The organism is Ralstonia sp. 25C (assembly GCF_051904805.1).
Taxonomy (GTDB): Bacteria; Pseudomonadota; Gammaproteobacteria; order Burkholderiales; family Burkholderiaceae; genus Ralstonia.
This window is the reverse complement of record NZ_CP196738.1, coordinates 1,361,539-1,380,979: the sequence shown is the minus strand read 5'-3', so window position 1 is coordinate 1,380,979 and position 19,441 is coordinate 1,361,539. Positions and strand designations below refer to the sequence as shown.

The 19,441-nt window shown below is 60.7% G+C and carries 23 protein-coding genes and 1 pseudogene; 10 read left to right on the top strand and 14 right to left on the bottom strand.

Annotated features, from left to right (window positions below; all coding sequences use genetic code 11):
- Positions 1-12: 12 nt before the first annotated feature.
- Together ACS7SF_RS24615 and ACS7SF_RS24610 are read right to left on the bottom strand one after the other, a co-directional pair.
- Positions 13-642, bottom strand: coding sequence for a hypothetical protein (locus ACS7SF_RS24615; protein ID WP_439893096.1), 630 nt, complete (start codon positions 640-642; stop codon positions 13-15).
- A 125-nt stretch (positions 643-767) separates the two neighbouring features.
- Positions 768-1,076 carry a DUF6881 domain-containing protein gene (locus tag ACS7SF_RS24610; RefSeq protein WP_439893095.1) on the bottom strand — a complete coding sequence of 103 codons (309 nt, stop codon included), beginning with the start codon at positions 1,074-1,076 and terminating at the stop codon, positions 768-770.
- Between the two features lie 85 nt (positions 1,077-1,161).
- Here ACS7SF_RS24610 and ACS7SF_RS24605 point away from each other — a divergent pair, with 85 nt between their 5' ends.
- The 4 genes from ACS7SF_RS24605 to ACS7SF_RS24590 all read left to right on the top strand — a co-directional run bounded on the left by ACS7SF_RS24605 (position 1,162) and on the right by ACS7SF_RS24590 (position 3,030).
- The gene (locus tag ACS7SF_RS24605; protein ID WP_439893094.1) at positions 1,162-1,389 is read left to right on the top strand and encodes a hypothetical protein; all 228 of its coding nucleotides are present in this window, start codon (positions 1,162-1,164) and stop codon (positions 1,387-1,389) included.
- 94 nt (positions 1,390-1,483) lie between these two features.
- Positions 1,484-2,023 (top strand): hypothetical protein, encoded by a 540-nt coding sequence (locus ACS7SF_RS24600; protein ID WP_439893093.1) that lies wholly within the window; start codon positions 1,484-1,486, stop codon positions 2,021-2,023.
- Positions 2,024-2,059: 36 nt separating this feature from the next.
- Positions 2,060-2,614 carry an isochorismatase family protein gene (locus tag ACS7SF_RS24595; protein ID WP_439893092.1) on the top strand — a complete coding sequence of 185 codons (555 nt, stop codon included), beginning with the start codon at positions 2,060-2,062 and terminating at the stop codon, positions 2,612-2,614.
- 86 nt (positions 2,615-2,700) lie between these two features.
- Positions 2,701-3,030: a hypothetical protein gene (locus ACS7SF_RS24590; protein ID WP_439893091.1), complete on the top strand. Its 330-nt coding sequence runs from the start codon at positions 2,701-2,703 to the stop codon at positions 3,028-3,030.
- A gap of 48 nt (positions 3,031-3,078) precedes the next feature.
- Here the strand turns inward: ACS7SF_RS24590 and ACS7SF_RS24585 are convergent, their stop codons facing one another.
- From ACS7SF_RS24585 to ACS7SF_RS24560, 6 genes are all read right to left on the bottom strand, one after another.
- Positions 3,079-4,239: an IS30 family transposase gene (locus ACS7SF_RS24585; RefSeq protein WP_439893089.1), complete on the bottom strand. Its 1,161-nt coding sequence runs from the start codon at positions 4,237-4,239 to the stop codon at positions 3,079-3,081.
- Between the two features lie 114 nt (positions 4,240-4,353).
- Positions 4,354-4,713: a hypothetical protein gene (locus ACS7SF_RS24580; protein ID WP_439893090.1), complete on the bottom strand. Its 360-nt coding sequence runs from the start codon at positions 4,711-4,713 to the stop codon at positions 4,354-4,356.
- Positions 4,714-4,792: 79 nt separating this feature from the next.
- Positions 4,793-5,131 carry an immunity protein Imm33 domain-containing protein gene (locus tag ACS7SF_RS24575; protein ID WP_439894477.1) on the bottom strand — a complete coding sequence of 113 codons (339 nt, stop codon included), beginning with the start codon at positions 5,129-5,131 and terminating at the stop codon, positions 4,793-4,795.
- A 70-nt stretch (positions 5,132-5,201) separates the two neighbouring features.
- Positions 5,202-6,362, bottom strand: a complete 1,161-nt coding sequence (locus ACS7SF_RS24570; RefSeq protein ID WP_439893089.1) for an IS30 family transposase — start codon at positions 6,360-6,362, stop codon at positions 5,202-5,204.
- 168 nt (positions 6,363-6,530) lie between these two features.
- Complete coding sequence (lspA, locus tag ACS7SF_RS24565) at positions 6,531-7,040, bottom strand: signal peptidase II (RefSeq protein WP_439893088.1); 510 nt, start codon at positions 7,038-7,040, stop codon at positions 6,531-6,533.
- Positions 7,041-7,195: 155 nt separating this feature from the next.
- Positions 7,196-7,621: a hypothetical protein gene (locus ACS7SF_RS24560; protein ID WP_439893087.1), complete on the bottom strand. Its 426-nt coding sequence runs from the start codon at positions 7,619-7,621 to the stop codon at positions 7,196-7,198.
- A gap of 401 nt (positions 7,622-8,022) precedes the next feature.
- Between ACS7SF_RS24560 and ACS7SF_RS24555 the strand changes: the two genes are divergently transcribed.
- Complete coding sequence (locus ACS7SF_RS24555) at positions 8,023-8,484, top strand: WapI family immunity protein (RefSeq protein WP_439893086.1); 462 nt, start codon at positions 8,023-8,025, stop codon at positions 8,482-8,484.
- A 287-nt stretch (positions 8,485-8,771) separates the two neighbouring features.
- On the opposite strand, the gene ACS7SF_RS24550 is transcribed toward ACS7SF_RS24555, so the two are convergent.
- Positions 8,772-9,404, bottom strand: coding sequence for a TetR/AcrR family transcriptional regulator (locus ACS7SF_RS24550; RefSeq protein ID WP_439893085.1), 633 nt, complete (start codon positions 9,402-9,404; stop codon positions 8,772-8,774).
- A 146-nt stretch (positions 9,405-9,550) separates the two neighbouring features.
- Between ACS7SF_RS24550 and ACS7SF_RS24545 the strand changes: the two genes are divergently transcribed.
- Both ACS7SF_RS24545 and ACS7SF_RS24540 read left to right on the top strand, forming a co-directional pair.
- Positions 9,551-10,444, top strand: coding sequence for an NAD(P)/FAD-dependent oxidoreductase (locus ACS7SF_RS24545; protein ID WP_439893084.1), 894 nt, complete (start codon positions 9,551-9,553; stop codon positions 10,442-10,444).
- A gap of 96 nt (positions 10,445-10,540) precedes the next feature.
- The gene (locus ACS7SF_RS24540) at positions 10,541-11,404 is read left to right on the top strand and encodes a class I SAM-dependent methyltransferase (protein WP_439893083.1); all 864 of its coding nucleotides are present in this window, start codon (positions 10,541-10,543) and stop codon (positions 11,402-11,404) included.
- Between the two features lie 338 nt (positions 11,405-11,742).
- Here ACS7SF_RS24540 and ACS7SF_RS24535 read toward each other — a convergent pair whose 3' ends face one another.
- From ACS7SF_RS24535 to ACS7SF_RS24515, 5 genes are all read right to left on the bottom strand, one after another.
- Positions 11,743-12,744, bottom strand: coding sequence for a transketolase family protein (locus tag ACS7SF_RS24535; RefSeq protein ID WP_439893082.1), 1,002 nt, complete (start codon positions 12,742-12,744; stop codon positions 11,743-11,745).
- Positions 12,741-13,592 carry a transketolase gene (locus tag ACS7SF_RS24530; protein ID WP_439891148.1) on the bottom strand — a complete coding sequence of 284 codons (852 nt, stop codon included), beginning with the start codon at positions 13,590-13,592 and terminating at the stop codon, positions 12,741-12,743. Before ACS7SF_RS24530 ends, ACS7SF_RS24535 begins: the two co-directional genes overlap by 4 nt.
- A 50-nt stretch (positions 13,593-13,642) precedes the next feature.
- Positions 13,643-14,968, bottom strand: a complete 1,326-nt coding sequence (locus ACS7SF_RS24525) for an MFS transporter (RefSeq protein ID WP_439893081.1) — start codon at positions 14,966-14,968, stop codon at positions 13,643-13,645.
- Between the two features lie 97 nt (positions 14,969-15,065).
- A complete protein-coding gene (locus ACS7SF_RS24520; RefSeq protein WP_439893080.1) occupies positions 15,066-15,815 on the bottom strand; it encodes an SDR family NAD(P)-dependent oxidoreductase in 750 nt (249 codons plus the stop codon).
- 149 nt (positions 15,816-15,964) lie between these two features.
- Positions 15,965-16,858: a LysR substrate-binding domain-containing protein gene (locus ACS7SF_RS24515; protein WP_439893079.1), complete on the bottom strand. Its 894-nt coding sequence runs from the start codon at positions 16,856-16,858 to the stop codon at positions 15,965-15,967.
- Positions 16,859-17,222: 364 nt separating this feature from the next.
- Between ACS7SF_RS24515 and ACS7SF_RS24510 the strand changes: the two genes are divergently transcribed.
- From ACS7SF_RS24510 to ACS7SF_RS24500, 3 genes and pseudogenes are all read left to right on the top strand, one after another.
- A complete protein-coding gene (locus tag ACS7SF_RS24510; protein WP_439893078.1) occupies positions 17,223-18,476 on the top strand; it encodes an Hsp70 family protein in 1,254 nt (417 codons plus the stop codon).
- Positions 18,477-18,606: 130 nt separating this feature from the next.
- Positions 18,607-18,720, top strand: a pseudogene (locus tag ACS7SF_RS24505) (IS30 family transposase); the annotation flags it as partial.
- 529 nt (positions 18,721-19,249) lie between these two features.
- Positions 19,250-19,378, top strand: coding sequence for a hypothetical protein (locus ACS7SF_RS24500; protein ID WP_439893077.1), 129 nt, complete (start codon positions 19,250-19,252; stop codon positions 19,376-19,378).
- Positions 19,379-19,441 lie beyond the last annotated feature (63 nt).

The following is a 19,441-nucleotide window of genomic DNA, read 5'->3' as shown; positions in this document are numbered from 1 at the left end:
CCGGAAACGAACCTAGCCCTCCGCTGGTCGCGACCTGCAAGCCGCGCTAGCTGAGGTGATAGCCTCCAGCACTGCTCGGGCGTGCTCTGCAAGGGAAGACGAGTCGGGCTGGCGGCTCAGAAAATCCCGAACGACCTCTTGCGCTTCAACAGCTTCACTCCCAAGGGCTGCAAGCGCGTACAGCGCATTGAACTGTGTCTCCGTATCTGGAATCGAGAGACGCTTCATGAGTACGGGTACCACCGCAGGAACTAGCTCCTTTGCGCGGAAGTAGTCCCACATGTCAGCATCCTCCCAGACGAAGTCTGTGTAGGCTTTCACCACGTCACTGCAGTAGTTCATGTAGCGCGCATGCTTTTGGACCGCGTAAAGCTGGTCCATGTGCGCGCGGACGGCTTGCAATACCTCCGGGAACCTTAATTCACGCATACAAAATGGAACCAGTGCCCAAGGCGAGGCTAGCGTCCGCGTCGCCATCGCAACAAAGCGCTCGACAAAGAATTCGCGTGAGTCGGGATTCGCGAGCACGAGGCGCAAAACTTCGAGGTACACGGGCTCGACCACCCGGTAGTCTTCATATGACGCGTCTGCGGCTTCAATTGAGGCAAGCCGAAGCCGTTCAAATTCCATCTCTAGGGTCATTCAACGTATCCCGTCGGTTCGAATCAAGCTCGTAGACTTCCAGCTCATAAAGGCTCGGCAACGATGTCTACGGCACTGTGTGTTCGCTCTTGGCCGGCAGCGGACGGCGATGGCTCGTCCCTCGTCTACCGACCGTGGCCGCGAGCGGACACCATTGGAACATGCTTGAGCCATAGTGCCGAAAACTCCGCAGCGGTGATGCCAACACCGACGAACTGAGGGTCAGCATTTATCTCGGCAAGCGGCGGAACAGGGAGTAAGCCCAGCGCAGTCCCATGCGAAGTGTGGTCTGCTGAGGCGTAGCCGACTCGCCCGTCCCCGAAGAATTCGAGTTTTCGAATTTCCATGCGCTGCACATCAAGCTCCGAGACAAGACGCGTGGGGTCCGCATCGGAACTATGGCGCCATTGAACGTCAATGTATTCGGGCCGCATAGCAGTCTGTGTAGGTAATCGTCGGGGCTGCAGAGCTCGGAGCCTTATCATAGGGCAAATCGATACGGTGAACCGAGGGGAGAAGATGAGGCAATACCATCGGCTCATGCGGCGGCGGAGTGCGAACGACTATACAGACCGCGAGCAGGCCGAGCTCTTTCAGCTCCTGGAATCAGCCCCGGGCATACGCGACGTCGAGATCATCGAAAAGCACCCGAAAGGTGGCTATCGAACTCGCTTCGATCTCGCGCCGGACGTCGTCGACGACTTCTTAGCCTATTTGGGAGACTACGACTGGATGTCGGTAATGTAGCGGCCTGAGGGCGCGTTCATGGCCGAACACAGCCGTTGGAACTCGTCGCAATCCTGCTGCCTTTCAGCAATACCCGTCCGCCTGAACACACGAAATGCTTGCGCGACACAAAGCAATCCTGGGCCTGTCCCTGCTGTTCCTTTTGTTGCTGTCTATCTACCCGGCGTTCTTCTTTGCGCGCGATTGCTACGCTCCGTCCCTGTTTCCAAGGTTCTATATCGCCTTGGCCGGAGGTGTGATTGTCGCAACGCTGTTCGCCGTACTCGATTTTCCAACGACGGACACCTCGTCAAAGCGCAAGATCGGGCCAGTGGGGCAATTTGTTTGCTTTGCGCTGTACGGGGCCTTCACGACGTGGACCTGGGCAACTGCAATTCCCCGCTTCACTGCAGATCGCGTGGCCACCAGCCAAGCTGCATTTGAGAAAGTCCGGGCCACAAAAAGCTGCCACAGCGCCGTCCAGTTTGTCGACCCTGGCGGCGCCGGCACCATCAAGACGTGCGCATCCCTGTGGAACCTACCGTCTCTGCCGGAACGCGGCGCGATCAGCGTTACCGAAAAGGTAAGCGCGCTAGGGGTCTACCTGATCAAGATTGAACTCGTCGCTCCACCGGCTTCAACGGAGCGCCAATAGGCATAACATGCCGCTTTCCTCGAGAGAAATTTTCCTATGACAACGCTGGCCGACCGTCCCAACACTGCGCTTCTGGTTATCGACCTCCAGAACGACGTCGTAGCTGGCGCGTATCAACGTGATGAAATACTCGCCGTCGTCAGCACGCTGATCATGCGGGCGCGCGGTGCCCGCGTGCCGGTCGTGTGGGTTCGGCATTCCGATGAATCGCTAAAAGCTGGAAGCGAAGCGTGGCAGATCGTTGCTGAACTGACACCGGCGCCCGAAGAGATCATTGTCGAAAAATGCTATCGCGATGCATTCGAGGACACCAACCTGGAGCAGGTGTTATCGAGCCTGCGCGTTGGCAAACTCATCGTCACAGGCGCCCAGACGGACATGTGCATTCGATCGACGCTGCATGGCGCCTTGGTGCGCGGCTATGATGCGACGCTGGTCGGCGATGCGCATACGACAGAGGACCGGACTAGCATCGGCGCACCACCACCGGATGCCGTGATACGGCACACCAACATGTACTGGGCCAATCAAAGGGCGCCCAGCCGTTGGGGCGGCATCGTCAAGAGTGGCGACGTCGATTTTTCGCTCTAGCCACGCACTGTGAAGAACGCGTACGTTTGAGCTGCAAGACGGTGATGAGGCTCGGCCTGGGCTGATCGACTATTCCAAGGTTGCACGTGAATCGCGCTGAAACACAATTCGCACTACAACGCTTCTTTGATCGCGTCGCATGCGCGACTGTTGCAGATGTCACGCTGGCCGAATCATACGTTGAGGCACTTCGTGGCTATCTGAGTAAGCTGGAGGCAGATTTTGAGCCGATTGATCCTTGGTCTGTCGGCGAGTACGAACGCGTTCGCGAATTCGTCAAAAATAACTTTGAATGGATTGCCAACCCCTCTTTTGCATCCGGGGCGCTGGCCGACGCGAACGAGCTTTTGAATGCGCACAAAGCCTTCTTGGAAGCGAATGGCCTTTTGCCAGCCTACTTGATGCAAAGGCCCTAGCCTTCAATCCGACGGGCGGTTACCGAAGGACCGCTTCTGGCTGCGGATTCAACCGGTCGATGCAACGTATTGATGGAATCGTTCCGCTGGCGTGTCGAAGTTTAGAGTCTTGCGCGGACGCTCGTTGAGCCGTCTGGCGACAGCATTGAGCTTAGCCTGTGAATGCACGGAGAGATCAGTCCCTTTCGGGAAGTACTGTCTCAGGAGGCCATTCGTGTTCTCGTTCGAGCCGCGTTGCCAGGGATGATGAGGATCACAGAAGTAGACCTTGATGTCCGTAGCAACGGTGAAGCGCTTGTGTTGTGCCATCTCTGGCCCGCGATCCCAGGTGAGCGATTTATAGAGTTCCTGCGGCAGTTTGCGCGCATGCTTTACGAGCGCGTTGACGACTGTCGCGCTGTCCTTGCTGTCGATCTTGACCAGCATGAGATAGCGCGTTTGGCGTTCCACAAGGGTCACGATCTGGGTGCCGCCGCTACCACACAGCATGTCGCCCTCCCAATGACCGGGCACCGCACGGTCGTCCGCCGTAGCAGGCCGCTCGCTGATCGGCAGCGTGTCGCAGATCCGACCATGGTCGTCCGTCTTCTGCGTATGGTGCCGCGAACGACGCATGGCTCTTTCACGCCGCAGGTGTTCGAGCAGCTCCTTCTTAAGCGCACCGCGGGCCTGTATGTACAGGCTGCGATAGATCGTCTCGTGTGACACCAGGTAGTCCTTGTTGACGGCATATGCGTGCTTGAGCCAGCCGGCAATTTGCTCAGGGGACCACTGTAGCCGCAGCTTGGCTGCCACGACCTGAGCCAGCGTCCGGTTTCTGACGAGCTTACATGTCTTGGGTCGGCGTGCTCGAGCCCAGGCAAGCTCGTCGGCCTGATTCGCACGATAGCTATGGCTTCCGCCATTTCGCCGGAGTTCGCGGCTAATTGTGGACGGAGCTCGCCCTAGCCGGAAGGCGATCGAACGTATCGAGAGCCCCGCCACAACCGAGCGGGAGATTTCTTCTCGCTCGGCAAGCGTCAACGCTAGTCTGGAGCGGTGTCGTTGCGCTGGCTGGATACCACCAGTCTGCGCGAGAATCCGTTGTACAGAAGAATGGTTCCGATCGAACAGTTGGGCAATGTGCTGGAGAGAGTCGCCCTTACGCCAGCGCTCCCACATGAGTGCCTTCTGACTCTCGGTGTAGTAGATCCGGCGCCGTTGTTTCATTTGCAACACCTCCACTGCTCACGCAGTCTCTAGTGTGTTGCATCGACCGGTTGAATCCGCAGCCGATAGCGGTCGTCCAGCTTGCCTAGCTACATCACGAGGCAGGCCAGATTGCTAGTTCCAGAGCTTCCAAAATGGCTTACGCGGCGGGGTAGCTACGGTGGCTGGCTTCGGATACTTGAAGCTCGCGCTGAATTTCCATCTCCCCTCGACTCGCCGGAAATCGATTTCTGATTCTAGCCAAGCCTCACCGTTCTTCATGAAGGCTCCCCAGTATTCTTCACACAGCCGGGCGAGCTCGTTTGAGATGACCGCCTTATCTTTTGCTTCCACATTTTTGAGCCTGTAGTCGATGCGGTGGCCATCACACTGAATTGTCAATCGACCGGCCTCCCACGATTCAGGCGAGCACCGAATGGCTTCGTTGACCAGCGCAGTCAGCGCTTCGTTGTAGCCATCGAATTTGTCAGTCATTTGCAGGTGCGTATGCGTTCAGTTGTGTTGCGCCATTCTATCGGCGGAACGGCCGTTGTTGGCCGGAAGCGGACGGCGGCTATGGGGTCTGGAGCAAAGATGGGGCCGCCCATACATCCTCGTACCGTTCAGAGACAAGGAACCGCCACCCTGGCGGCAGCCCTAAATATGGGATGGCCAGCGGAGCCCAATCCAGCAAATGCGAAACATGTAGAGGCCCGAAGAAATCGGGGGACTCAGAGAATTGCTCTCCCGCCCAGATGTACCAGCCCGACGTTTCGCCCTCTGGCTTTAGCCGCAAGCCGTTTAGGGGGCGCAGTCCCTCCCTGACGTTGCGCGAGATGCCGACCTTCAGCATCTGGTCGCATCCGAAATACTGGGTATGGAAACGCTGGCAGACCGCCAATTGCGCATTCACGTAATCTGCATCCACTATTGCCTCGTAGAAATCGGTCGGGGTATCGGAATGCCCGCTATTGGCTGCGGATTCAACCGGTCGATGCAACGTATTGATGGAATCGTTCCGCTGGCGTGTCGAAGTTTAGAGTCTTGCGCGGACGCTCGTTGAGCCGTCTGGCGACAGCATTGAGCTTAGCCTGTGAATGCACGGAGAGATCAGTCCCTTTCGGGAAGTACTGTCTCAGGAGGCCATTCGTGTTCTCGTTCGAGCCGCGTTGCCAGGGATGATGAGGATCACAGAAGTAGACCTTGATGTCCGTAGCAACGGTGAAGCGCTTGTGTTGTGCCATCTCTGGCCCGCGATCCCAGGTGAGCGATTTATAGAGTTCCTGCGGCAGTTTGCGCGCATGCTTTACGAGCGCGTTGACGACTGTCGCGCTGTCCTTGCTGTCGATCTTGACCAGCATGAGATAGCGCGTTTGGCGTTCCACAAGGGTCACGATCTGGGTGCCGCCGCTACCACACAGCATGTCGCCCTCCCAATGACCGGGCACCGCACGGTCGTCCGCCGTAGCAGGCCGCTCGCTGATCGGCAGCGTGTCGCAGATCCGACCATGGTCGTCCGTCTTCTGCGTATGGTGCCGCGAACGACGCATGGCTCTTTCACGCCGCAGGTGTTCGAGCAGCTCCTTCTTAAGCGCACCGCGGGCCTGTATGTACAGGCTGCGATAGATCGTCTCGTGTGACACCAGGTAGTCCTTGTTGACGGCATATGCGTGCTTGAGCCAGCCGGCAATTTGCTCAGGGGACCACTGTAGCCGCAGCTTGGCTGCCACGACCTGAGCCAGCGTCCGGTTTCTGACGAGCTTACATGTCTTGGGTCGGCGTGCTCGAGCCCAGGCAAGCTCGTCGGCCTGATTCGCACGATAGCTATGGCTTCCGCCATTTCGCCGGAGTTCGCGGCTAATTGTGGACGGAGCTCGCCCTAGCCGGAAGGCGATCGAACGTATCGAGAGCCCCGCCACAACCGAGCGGGAGATTTCTTCTCGCTCGGCAAGCGTCAACGCTAGTCTGGAGCGGTGTCGTTGCGCTGGCTGGATACCACCAGTCTGCGCGAGAATCCGTTGTACAGAAGAATGGTTCCGATCGAACAGTTGGGCAATGTGCTGGAGAGAGTCGCCCTTACGCCAGCGCTCCCACATGAGTGCCTTCTGACTCTCGGTGTAGTAGATCCGGCGCCGTTGTTTCATTTGCAACACCTCCACTGCTCACGCAGTCTCTAGTGTGTTGCATCGACCGGTTGAATCCGCAGCCGGGAGCGGCCTCTCGCGAGCAAATGGCAACGGCCGCTTCCACCCCCAGTCGGACTACCGACAGCATCCAAGGAAGTCATCAGCCATGCTCAGGGCTTTCATTCCTCAGGCCGCCGAGGACCCAGGCAACGTGGATCCGCGTTTTACACCACGCAAGAGAATGAGCGCCACGCCGAGCATAATTCCAACGTCTGCCACGTTGAATACACCCGTTCGCAACTGCCCGATGCCTATGTTCAGAAAATCAAAAACCCTACCGTCGTAGACACAACGATCGAAAAGGTTGCTGAGCCCCCCACCCAGAATGCTGGATATTGCAATGACCTCGGTACGGCCGAGCTTGGGCGACCGCAGCAGCCAACCGAACAGGCAGACCAGAATCGCCAGGACGCCATATATGAAAACGATATTGCGAGTCGCATCAGACATTTCCGCCCCGAGGCTTAGGAACGCACCGTGGTTATAGGTGGGAAGAACCAGAAGGCTTCCTGAAAGAAATGACACGACTTCGCCGGACGTCAATATTTGTTTGAATAAAGCCTTCGTCGACTGGTCGATGATGATCCAGGCGAGCGCGCCAAGCAGCGCAGTGGCAACTCTTTGTTTCGTCGTCATTCGAGAGGTCATCCTTAGGTAGGATCACATTCTAGCCAGGGGTAGATTCCAGGAACGGGTGCCGGGCATTGTCAACGACTGAACTGACGATATCGACCGGCCGTTACTGGTCGAACGCGGTCGCTCAGTCGTTGGCTCGCGGAGAAGAATTGGCGCTAGTTGAGCCACCATGTCGAGGTCGCTCGCTCGATGGTCTTCCTGTCAGTTACTACTCCGTGAACAACGGTAACGAGTTCGTATCGCATGAGCATGAACTCCTCACCGAGATGCCAACCACTGTTCCTTTTAACCAAAGGAATCGTGAGCTTGCCAGAAAACCAGTATGCCCTTTGAGGCGAGGAAGCACCGGGGATTACCGCCTCCAGGGGCGCCTCGCTCGGCTCATGGCATCGCGAGCCAAGCTTGACCAAGTACAGTGCGCCGTCACGTATCTGCCACGTCCCAATGTAACCTCGCCAATTGGCGGTTGAACACCAACCATCCAGAGCGGCGCGGAGATTGTCGGAAATCTTCTTCTGTTCCAGCAACGGCGCAAGTGGTTCTGCCAACGGCGCGGTCGGCTCGTCGTTGACGGTGATCACCTCCGCCACCTGGGGCGTGCGGATTCAACCGGTCGCTACCTGCCTCATCTGCAGCGACATTCTTCCGGCCCCCTGCCGTGCATCCCTCGCGTCAACTCCTCACGGATAACATATTCCATCACCCCACGCTTGCCGACGGCCACGCAGTTGCTAATGCACGCCTCTTTGGGGCTAGGGAAGCGGCTACAGATGTATGCGGCAATGAGACTCACGCCAATGAAGGCCGCGAAGGCTGCTGCAACAATCAACCTAACGGGGATGTTGCGTTTGTTCGTAGTCATCACTACTGCCCTCCGCTTGAGGCACTGGTCCAGCTTTTCACAGCAAGGCGCAGTGCCACAGACTAGCCTATATGATTCGCACCGGCACCATGTTCACCCGCAACAACCGAATCCGATTAAATGTCCGAGCAACCTCACGTGAATTTGGATGAACCCAGCCTGCAGATTGGGGGGTTGAAACTCTGGGTCCACGGTCGTCAATTTCCATTGGCGCAAGATTACTGGGATGGAAACTGGCTGCAAGTGACCGCGCGATGCGACTCCGCTAGGTCAACCGTTTCGACGGCCGGCCCCATTGTGCACCTGAGTGAGTTGGTGAAACTCCTCGATGAATGCGAGCGTCTCTACGAGTCCCTATCGGGCGCTGCGAAGCTTGACTGCGTGGAGCCAAACCTCGGCGTCACCTTGACGGCCAAGACAAGCGGGCACATCGATGTGCGGATTCACATCACGCCCAACAACATATTGGAGACGCATGAGTTCAATGAATCGTTTGACCAGACGTTCTTACCGTCAATCATCTCGCAGTGCCGCGAGATTCTCATAGAATACCCGCTGCGCAAGCCGAAAAACGGGAACTGATTAAGTCAAACCGATTCACGTGCTGGCGCGAACCGGTGCCGCCAACCTAGCGCCCCGCTCGAAAGCGGCCCCTTGTGAACGTCCACGATTGGCCGATAGCGGTCGTTGATGCCTTACCTATGAACGTCCGCTTTCGTGTGTAAAGCGGCCTCTGCCTGCCCGCTCGGGCGGCTTTTGCGCTCGTGCAATGGCCACGCCCATCAGTCGTCCACGCATCATCCATAGGTTGCTCAGCGAACAGCGCATGCAATCGCTGCGTGTTCTTCATCGGCCGTAATAGCGCACCTTTAGATGCCACCGTGCGCGGCGATGAACATAGCGACGGCCGACCGGCAATAGGATTCGATTTCGTTGTCGTCCTCTGCTCTCGCCTCATCGAAGCGCGCGATCAGCAGGAGATCGGCCCCTTTGAAAAGGGCGGCAAACAAGCGGGCGGACAGGTGCGCATCGGTTACGTTCAGCATCCCTTTCTCGTGCAACTGACGCAACACGGCCTCGATGTGGGCGATGACATGGGCCGGCCCGGCTTCGTAATGAAGCTTGCTTAACGACTTTTGATTCGTCTTGTCGGCCAACACCATGGCTTCGACACTGCGGACGTCCGGGCTCAACAGCGTGCGAAGCAGGGAGGACCCGACCGCCACGAGCTGGTCTTCGGCCGAACCGTCGCCCCCTTCAGAAAGGGCCTGCGGTGCAAATTGATCGCAGCGGGCCACCATGGCCGCGCTGAACAGCGCCTCCTTGTTCTCGAAGTGCCGATAGATGCTCAGCTTGGATATCTTCGCCCGCTGCGCGACCTTGTCCATGGTCGTCGCTTGAAAACCCAATTCCACAAAGAGTTCGCAGGCGGCGTCGACGATCGTTTGGCGAAGCGCCTCGTTGGCGGGCCGGCCGCGCCGGCCCTGACTGTTTTCGCTCACGGCAATTCCGGTACTTGACAGTATTAAAATTGATTAATACGATACCACTCAGTATCGCAATATGCAAGCCAAGGGCAGGTTTCAACCGGTTGTGCAGATCAGGTGTCCCCGGCCCACCCCTCATCCACAACACGGAGCCCATCACCATGAATGACGTCATCATCATCGGCGGCAGCTTTGCCGGCCTCGCCGCCGCCCTGCAGCTTGGCCGTGCCCGCCGCAAGGTCACCGTTCTCGATACCGGCCGGCCGCGCAACCGCTTTGCCGGCCACTCGCATGGCCTGCTCGGCCATGATCACAAGCCGCCGTTGGACATCCTGGTCGAGGCGCGGCAGCAGCTCGCGCGCTATCCAACGATCAGCCTCGTCAACGCCCGGGCCGAGAGCGTGTCTGGCGCCATCGACGATTTCTGCGTCGTCACTGACGATCACGAAAGCCTGAGGGCGCGCCGCCTGATCCTGAGCTATGGCGTCGCCGATCAGATGCCTGATGTGCCGGGCTTTGCCGAAAGCTGGGGCACGTCCATCGTGCCCTGCCCCTATTGCGACGGCTTTGAAGTCGCTGGCCAGCATTGGGGCCTCGTCTGGTCCAGCCCGCAGTCGTACCAGTCTGCCAGGTTGTTCCGCGATTGGACTGACAAGTTGACTGTCTTCGCCGATGGTCATGAGATTGCGCCCGACACCCAGGCTGATCTGGCGCGCCGCAATATACCTGTCGTCGATGGCCGGATCGTCGAGATCGCCCATCACAAGGGCCGTATCGCCACCGTCAATCTCGATACCGGCCGCAACGTCGCGGTCTACATCCTGTTCGCCAATCCGCGTAACAAGCCGTCCGCAAGCCTGCATGAATCACTGGACCTCGCCACGCTCGATACGCCCACCGGCATGGTCCTCAACGTCGACGACCGCCGCCAAACCAGCATGCCCGGCATCTACGCCGCTGGCGACCTCGCCACGCCCTTCTTGCCCTCGGTCACCCAGGCATCCTCGCAGGGCGCAATGGCCGGCATCTTCGCCCAGCAGTCGATGGTGGTTTGAGAGCACAGATTCCCCTCTCTCGTTGCGTCGTCGCCTTCGAAAAGGTTGGCGTAGATCGGCGCGGTGAGAGGCGGATCGTCGAGTCAAGGAGATGACATGGCAAAGCAAAGTGCGGATCAGGTGGGTGACTGGAATGGTCAAAGCGGGGAGCGCTGGGTCGCCAACCAGGCCCGGCTCGACGCTCTGGTGGCGGTGTTCGGCCAGGCCGCGATAGAAGCCGCCGCGCCCGCGACGGGCGAGCGCGTGCTGGACATCGGCTGCGGCGCTGGCGCATCGAGCCTGGCTTTGGCTGCCCGCGTCGGCGCCGGGGGCCAAGTGCTGGGCGTGGACATATCCGAACCGCTGATCGAGCGAGCGCGCGCGCTTGCGCGACCGGATACGCCGGCCCTGTTTCAGGTGGCCGACGCCAGCAGCGCCGAGCTGCCCGAGGGCGCGTTCGACATCCTGTTCTCGCGTTTCGGGGTGATGTTCTTCGACGATCCGACAGCGGCGTTCACCCATATGCGACGGGCACTCCGGCCGGGCGGCCGGGTCGCTTTCGTCTGCTGGCGCGGTGCGGCCGAGAATGATTGGATGCGCCTGCCGGTGGGCGCGCTCAAGGGCATTCTCCCCCCGAGCGCGCTGCCCGATCCCGAAGCGCCCGGCCCGTTTTCGTTCGGCGACCGGGAGCGCGTGGCACGCATCCTGACAGCGGCCGGCTTTACCGATATCGCTATCGCGCCCTTCGACGCGGCCGTGCCGTTCGGCGAGGGCGAAACGCGGGATGCCGCGCTCGACGACGCAGTGAAGATGACGCTTGAGGTCGGCCCGCTGTCGCGTGTGCTCGCTGATCAGCCCGACGACATCCGCGCCCGCGCCTCGGCCGCCGTTCGTGCCGCCTTCGCGAGCCTCCCCGGCGAACGGTCGGTGATGATCAACGGCGCGGCGTGGATCGTCATGGCACGCAACCCGGCAAGCTGACAGGGATTAACTGAGGAGACGCCCCTGCTTGCTGGAGCGTGGCGTCTTAGGGCGATCTCATCGATGTCCCTTCTGGCTTGGAAGCCGCCACTAGTGAGCCAGAAGTTTTGATGGCGGGGCAATGCGTTTGCACGGCAGTCGAAAACGCTGGTGCACGTGCTTAGGGAACTTATCGCCTTTGCACCAGATCTCCCGCTCGGCAACAAGCGGGAGATTGGGTTGATCAACGCGGCTACCCTCAGCATCATTCGACGGTGGCAGGCCGCGAATCAGTCGACACTGCCTCACCCCAGAGAGCCTGAATGTGTCTCTGCCGCTGAAGCCAGAGGGACACTCTTTCAATCCAGCCAACCGCGAAGGGTCGATGCCATGACGTTCGTGGAAATCCCATAGCGATCGTGCAGGGTGGGAAGTGCGCCGGCATCGAGAAATGCGTCCGGTAGCCCGACCTGGCGGAACGGCACACCGACGCCGGCACGCATCAGGGTACCGGCAACGGCCTCGCCCAAACCGCCGATCACGGTGTGGTTCTCTGCCACCACTACGAGCCGGCCCGAGCGTCGTGCCTCACGCAGGATCGTCTCGGTATCGAGCGGCTTGATCGTCGGCACGTGCAGCACGCCCACGCCAATGCCATCGCCTTCCAACGCCTTGGCCACTTCCAGCGCGCGCATCGTCATGATCCCGGACGAAATGACGAGCACCTCGGCGCCGTCGCGCAGCAGCTTGGCCTTGCCCAGCTCGAACTGGTAGCCGTATTCGTCGAGCACCACCGGCACGTTGCCGCGCAGCAGGCGCGCATAGACGGGGCCGGCATGGGCGGCAATAGCCGGCACCATCTGCTCGATCTCCAGCGCGTCGCACGGATCGATGACGGTCATGTTCGGCATTGCACGCATCAGCGCCAAGTCTTCTGCAGCCTGGTGGCTCGGCCCGTAGCCGGTGGTCAGGCCGGGCAGTGCGCAGACGATCTTCACGTCGAGGTTGTCTTCAGCAATCGTCTGATGCATGAAGTCGTAGGCGCGACGCGTCGCGAAAACGGCATAGGTCGTCACGAAGGGCTGCGCACCCTCGTTGGCCAGCCCGGCGGCAGCGCCCATGAGCAATTGCTCGGCCATACCCATCTGGTAGTAGCGGTCGGGAAATTCCTTCGCGAAGATGTGCAGATCGGTGTACTTGCCCAGGTCTGCTGTCATGCCGACGACGTTCTGCTTCACGCGTGCCAACTCGGCCAGCGCGTGGCCGAACGGCGCGGGGCGGGTTGCCTGGCCCTCGCCCGCGATAGAGGCGATCATCGCCGAGGTCTTCAGCTTGGGCTTGTTGATGACGGTGCTGCTCATGCGGTCCTCCCGGCTTCCAGTGCTTGCAGCGCGAGCTGCCATTCGTGCGCGTCAACGCGGATGAAGTGATTCTTTTCGCGCTGCTCCAAGAACGGAACACCGCAACCCATGCGGGTATCGCAGATGATCATGCGCGGCTGCGCGCCCTTGTGCGTGCGTGCTGCGTCAAACGCCGCCTTAACTGCATCGATGTCGTTGCCGTCCACGCGCTGCGTGAACCAGCCGAACGCTTCGAGCTTGGGCAGCAGGGGCTCGAACGCCATGATCTGCGTCGACGGGCCGTCGGCCTGCTGATTGTTCACGTCAACCACGGCGATGAGGTTGTCCAGCTTCCAGTGCGCAGCGGACAGCAGCCCCTCCCACACGGCGCCTTCGTCCAGCTCGCCATCTGAGAACAGCGTGTAGACGAACGCGTCGGAGCCCTTGCGTTTGAGGCCGAGGCAGCGGCCGACGGCAATCGTGAGCCCCTGGCCGAGCGAGCCGCCGGACATCTCCATGCCGGGCGTATAGCTGGCCATGCCCGACATGGGCAAGCGACTGTCGTCACTGCCGTACGTCTCCAGTTCCTCGGCGGGCAGGATGCCGGCTTCGAGCAACGCGGCGTAGAGCGCGATCGCATAGTGGCCGTTGGAGAGCAGGAAGCGGTCACGGCCTTCCCAGTTGGGGTCTTCGGGCCGATAGCGCATCGCGCCGAAGTAGGCGACGGCCAGCACGTCGGCAATGTCGAGCGCCTGCCCGATATAGCCCTGGCCCTGCACTTCGCCCATCAGCAGGGCGTTGCGGCGGATTCGGTAAGCGCGCTCGGCCAGGGGCACAGCGTCGGTTGGGGGCAATGATGTGGAAGTCATGATGGTTCCTGTGATGAAGCGGGAAGCACGGGGCAGAGACAGTCACCGACTCAACGGTTGACGGTCTTCGCTGGCACGAAGAACACCAGCACGGCACCAAGCACGATGGCCGAGGAGATGAAGATCAGGCCAGCCGTTGATTTACCCGTCAGGTCGTTAAGCCACCCGACGATGGCCGGCGAAAAGAACCCAGCAAGATTGGCGAAGCAGTTGACCGCAGCAATGCCCGCAGCGGCCGACATGCCGCCCAGCATGGCCGTGGGCAACGACCAGAACTGCGACGACGAAGACAGGATCCCGGCGGCAGCAATGCTCAGGCATACCAGCGCAGCGCCCACGTTGCCAATCAGCGGCAGCGCAGCGAACCCGGCCGCAGCCACCAGCATCGGCACGGCAAGATGTAGGCGGCGCTCGCGGCGGCGGTCTGCGCTCATGCCGATCAGCGGCAGCGCGACGATGGCGCAGATGTACGGCACCGCGGTGAACACGCCAACCCAAAGCGGATCGGCCACGCCGGCCTTTCGAATCAAGGTAGGCAGCCAGAACGTCAGCCCGTATTGGCCGAGCACGACACAGAAGTAGATGGCAGCCAGCAGCCACAGGCGGCGGTCTGCGAGGAACGCACCCACGGAGCCATGCGCGGTCTTCTGCGCGTTGTCACCGGCGACGTTGCGCTCAAGCAGAGCCTTTTCTGCGTCGCTCAGCCACTTGGCCTGGGCGATCCCGTTATCCAGGTAGAACAGGATGGCGATACCCAGCACCAGCGACGGCAAGGCTTCGATCAGGAACAGCCACTTCCACCCAGCCAACCCCGCCACATCGTGAAAGGTGTGCAGGATGTAGCCCGACAGCGGCCCGCCGACGATGCCTGCTAGCGGAATCGCCATGAAGAACATCGACAGTGCCTTGGCCCGGCGCTGCGACGGGAACCAGTACGTCATGTACAGGATGACGCCGGGCGCGAAGCCGGCTTCGGCCACCCCGAGCAGAAAGCGCAGCACGTAGAACGACGTCGGTGTGCTCACGAAGGCAAAGCCTGCCGAGATGACGGCCCAAGTCAGCATGATGCGTGCGAGCCAGTTGCGCGCGCCGACCTTGTGCAGGATCACATTGCTCGGCACTTCAAACAGGAAGTAGCCGAGAAAGAAGACGCCGGCACCTAGGCCATACACCGTCTCGCTGAAACGCAGGTCGTTCAGCATCTGTAGCTTGGCGAAGCCCACATTGACGCGGTCCAGGTAGGCGCCCAGATAGCAGATCATCAGGAATGGAATGAGCCGGCGCGCGACCTTGGCGTAGGTGCGGGACTCGAACGTGGCCGCATCGGCGCGCGCCACCTCATCGCCCGGCAAGGGCGAAGCAAGCTTCGTGGTCATGGTGTCTCCTACCATGTGCCCCGGGTGGGCCCGGATGCATGTGTCTCGAAGAAGTCCACGGCCGGTGTGTGTGCCGTGGTGGTGCAGGTTGGATCGTTCAGTGAATCAGCATGCCGCCGTTCACGTCGAGCGTGATGCCTGTCATGTAAGCAGACAGATCACTCACCAGGAACAGGCACGCGTTGGCAACGTCGGCCGCATCGCCGAGCCGGCCAAGCGGGATGCCCTTGATGATCTCGGCGCGCATGTCGGGCGTGAGCTTGTCACCGGTGATGTCCGTTTGGATGAGCCCTGGCGTGATGGAATTGACGCGGACATTGTCGCCGCCAAATTCTCGTGCCATGGCCTTGGCAAGGCCCAGCACGCCCGCTTTTGCAGCGCTGTAGTGCGGACCACCGAAGATGCCGCCGCCGCGCTGTGCGGACACGGACGACATGCAGACGATACTTCCGCCCTTGTGCGCCTTCATGTGCGGCAACACGGCTTGCGACATGTACAGCGTGCCGCGCAGGTTCACGTCCAGCACCGCATCGAAATTGCCCGCTTGAATGTCGAGCGTGCGAAGCGGCTGCGTGATACCGGCGTTATTGATGAGACCGTCAATTCGGTCATATTTAGTGAGAACTGCCTGTACAGCGGCATCGCACGCGCTGCGATCGGTCACATCGCAAGCGAGGCCGAGGTGTCCTTCACCCAGATCACGTGCAGCTTGCTCCGCATCTTCAAGCCGCAGATCCAGCACCACGACCCGTGCACCGTGTGCGGCAAGCGCCTTTGCCGTCGCCTTGCCAATACCGCGCGGCGAAGCCGCACCGGTCACGATCACCACCTTGTTCTCGAGCAACATCGTTGTCTCCTGCCTGTTGAAATCTTGTTGGCTGCAGTGTTGTTCCAGCAGGCAATTCGATCAACGCAGTTGGATTCAACTATGGCTGAGAAATTTTCAGATGAGGCGGGGTATGCCGCTGGTGCGGTGCACCATGCTGCCCTGGCAAGCTAGGCGCGCGGTGTTGCTTTGAGCTGCCGGTCAACCCAGGCAAGAAAGCGCGCCACGCGCGGCAGTTCGGCGTTCTGGGGCGGGAACACGATATGGTGGCCCGCCACCTCCAGCGCGTGGTCCTTGCCCAATACCGGCACGAGCCGGCCCTGGTCGATCAGGACCGATGCGAGCAGCGTGCTCTCCAGCGCCACGCCCAGGCCGAGCGCCGCGGTCTCGAGCGACATGTACGAACGGTCGAAGGCGAAGTCGAACGACACGTGCATGTGCTCGACGCCAACGCGTGCAAACCACTGCTGCCACTGCACGATCGGCGTCTCCGACCGAATGAGCCGATGCGCGAGCAAGTCTTGCGGCGACTGCACCGGGTGCCGTTCGAGGTATGCCGGTGAAGCCAGCGGAGCGATGTGCTCGGTGCGCAGCGTCCTGATCTGCACGTCGCGCCAATGCGCGTGTCCGTAACGGATGTCGAGGTCGTAGAAGCCGCTGGTGAACGACACGTCTTCATACGAACACGAGACGTTCAACCGAATGTCGCTGTGATCTTCCTGGAAAGCCGCGAGCCGGGGCAACAGCCACATCAGGCCGAAGCTGGGGCTGGAGTGCACGCGAAGGATCTCGACATCGGTACGGCTGGAGGCACGTTCAGTGGCGCGATTGAGGTCCGCCAGCGCTCCCGTCACCTCGCGCAGGTATTGCTCACCAACCGGCGTCAGGACCAGACCGCGGCCTTGCCGGAAAAAGAGCGGCTGGCCGATCGCCGCCTCCAGGTTGCTGATCTGATGGCTGACAGCCGAGGCCGTTAGCCCCAGCTCTTCGGAAGCGCGGTTCACGCTCTTGGTCCGCGCGACGGACTCGAACGCGATGATCGCCTTCATTGGGGGAATACGCATTTCTCGCGTGGCCGATGTCGGCGGGCAGGTAGGAACCTTCGGAGCCTACCCCCTTTTTTTGCATGGCAAGGAAAGACTAACCTTCTTCACATACCAACGTCGTGCTTGCCCCTAGCCTTTCACTTAGGAACGCGGAGCCCAGCATCGAGCTGAGCTCTGCTTTTCATTTCGCGGTCCTGCCTCTCTTTGCCCCACTGGCATCACAGGTCGCGAGCCCGCTGACGCATGACGGCGCGTAACAGCGGCCACCGTGAGGGATCCGTCGCACAAAGCCACTACAATAGCGGCCCTTCGCCGGTGGCGCCCGCTCCTGATATCCCGTGCAGGCGCGTGCCTCCCGCTGCACTCAAGAAGCCACACTCCTATGATGTCAAACGCTTGCGGCGTCGATTTCGGCACGTCCAACTCCACCGTCGGCTGGCTAAGATCGGACGCACCCACCCTGCTGCCGCTCGAAGACGGCAAGGTTACGCTGCCCTCCGTCATCTTCTTTCACGCAGAAGACCCGCTGGTCAGCTACGGCCGTGCCGCGCTGGCCGACTATCTTGCCGGCTACGAGGGCCGCCTGATGCGCTCGCTCAAGAGCCTGCTCGGCACGTCGATGATGGACGACAGCACCGAGGTCATGGGCCAGGCCATGCCCTTCCGCAAGCTGCTGGCGCATTTCATCGGCGAACTCAAGAGCCGCGCCGAGCGCGCCGCCGGCCATGAATTCCGCCGCGCCGTGCTGGGCCGCCCGGTGTTCTTCATCGACGAAGATCCCAAGGCCGACCAGCTCGCCGAAGACACGCTGTCGGAAATCGCGCGCGACGCCGGCTTCGACGAGATCGCCTTCCAGTACGAGCCCATCGCCGCCGCGTTCGACTACGAGGCGGGCATCAGCGGTGAAGAACTTGTGCTGGTGGCGGACATTGGCGGCGGTACGTCGGACTTCTCGCTGGTGCGCCTGTCGCCCGACCGCGCGAAACGCCTTGACCGCCGCGAGGACATCCTCGCCAACGGCGGCGTTCACATCGGTGGCACCGACTTCGACCGCGCCCTGAGCCTAGCCAGCGTGATGCCGCTACTGGGCCTGAACAGCACGCTGCGCAACGGTAAGGCGATGCCGTCCGGCCAGTATTTCGACCTGGCAAGCTGGCACACCATCAACCACGTGTACACGCGCAAGGCGTGGGCGATGGTGATGGACAACTACCGGGATGTCGCCGACACCGAAAAACTCGACCGCCTAATCCGCCTGATCCGCGAGCGCGCCGGCCACTGGCTGGCCATCCAGGTGGAAGCCGCGAAGATCACGCTGTCGGACGTCCCGGTGGCGGAGATCGACCTGCACCGCATCGCGCCCGAGTTGAAGCAGCCCGTCACGCGCGAGGACTTCGACCAGTCGATTGGGAAGCTGGTCGGCAAGACGGTCTCGACGGTGCAGGCGATGTTGAAGACGGCGGGCGTCGCAGCGGAAGCGGTCGATACCATTCTCTTCGCCGGCGGCTCCAGCGGGGTGCCGTTGCTGCGCGAGCAACTGGCGCAAGTGCTGCCGTCGGCGCGGCGCGTCGAGGGCGACCTGTTCGGCGGGATCGGTTCTGGCCTGGCGCGCGATGCGGCGCGCAAGTTTGGCTGACGGTCTGAAAGGCTAAGGGGCGGCGGGACGTTTCGAGCGTATCGAACCATCCGGGCTGGGATATTGCTGTCGTCGGAGACGAGGACCACGCCATGCTAGAGGCGATCCAACTCAAAGCGACGGACCCAGTTCGCAGGCTCAGCTCAATGCCGTCGCCGGACGGCTCAACGAACGTCCGCGCAAGACTCTAAACTTCGATACGCCAGCGGAACGATTCCATCAATACGTTGCATCGACCGGTTGAATCCGTAGCCGAAAGCCGACGCTGCCTTGCCTCTGACAAATAAAGGCAGCGGTCGTCGCCATGCAAACCTTCGACCGCATCGCCGCGCACTAGCCACGTAGCGCGAGCTCTGTCACCTCTGCGCCGACTGTAGCTGGCCCGCTGGGAACACCTCTCGAACACCTCCAATGGGCTCGATCACGCTCCCCCGAGACCGCCATCTCGCTGCTGCGGCACCATCACCGGCAGTGATCCAGTCGTGCATGCACCGAACAATCCGGAACATCAGATTTCGATATTTTTCATCGAGATTCGCAAAGAATTCCCGATAGCATGTCTGGCAATTAAAAGCATGCAGCCGGTCTCTAGATAACCTCGTCCCACGAGGCTTCCGACAACGCCTTCCGACCTTTTTAGAACCTGCTTCGGCGAAGCGGCTTAAAGCGCTGTTGTCCGTTCAAGATGCATCGCATCACCCTGCAGATCAACAGAACCAATAGAACGAGAAGGCGCAGCACAACCCAATGCGCAAACAGGAGGAGACGCGAGTATGGATCACCAACTCGACGCCATCGAGCACGTCGTGGTGCTCATGCTCGAAAACCGCTCGTTCGACCCTGTGCTGGGCTTCTGTACACCGCCCGGCCGCCGAGCGACGGGCAGCCATTCGATGGCCTGACCGGTCACGAATTCAACGTGGATAGCCGTGGTCAACAGATCAAGGTGTCGTGGTACTCGCGAG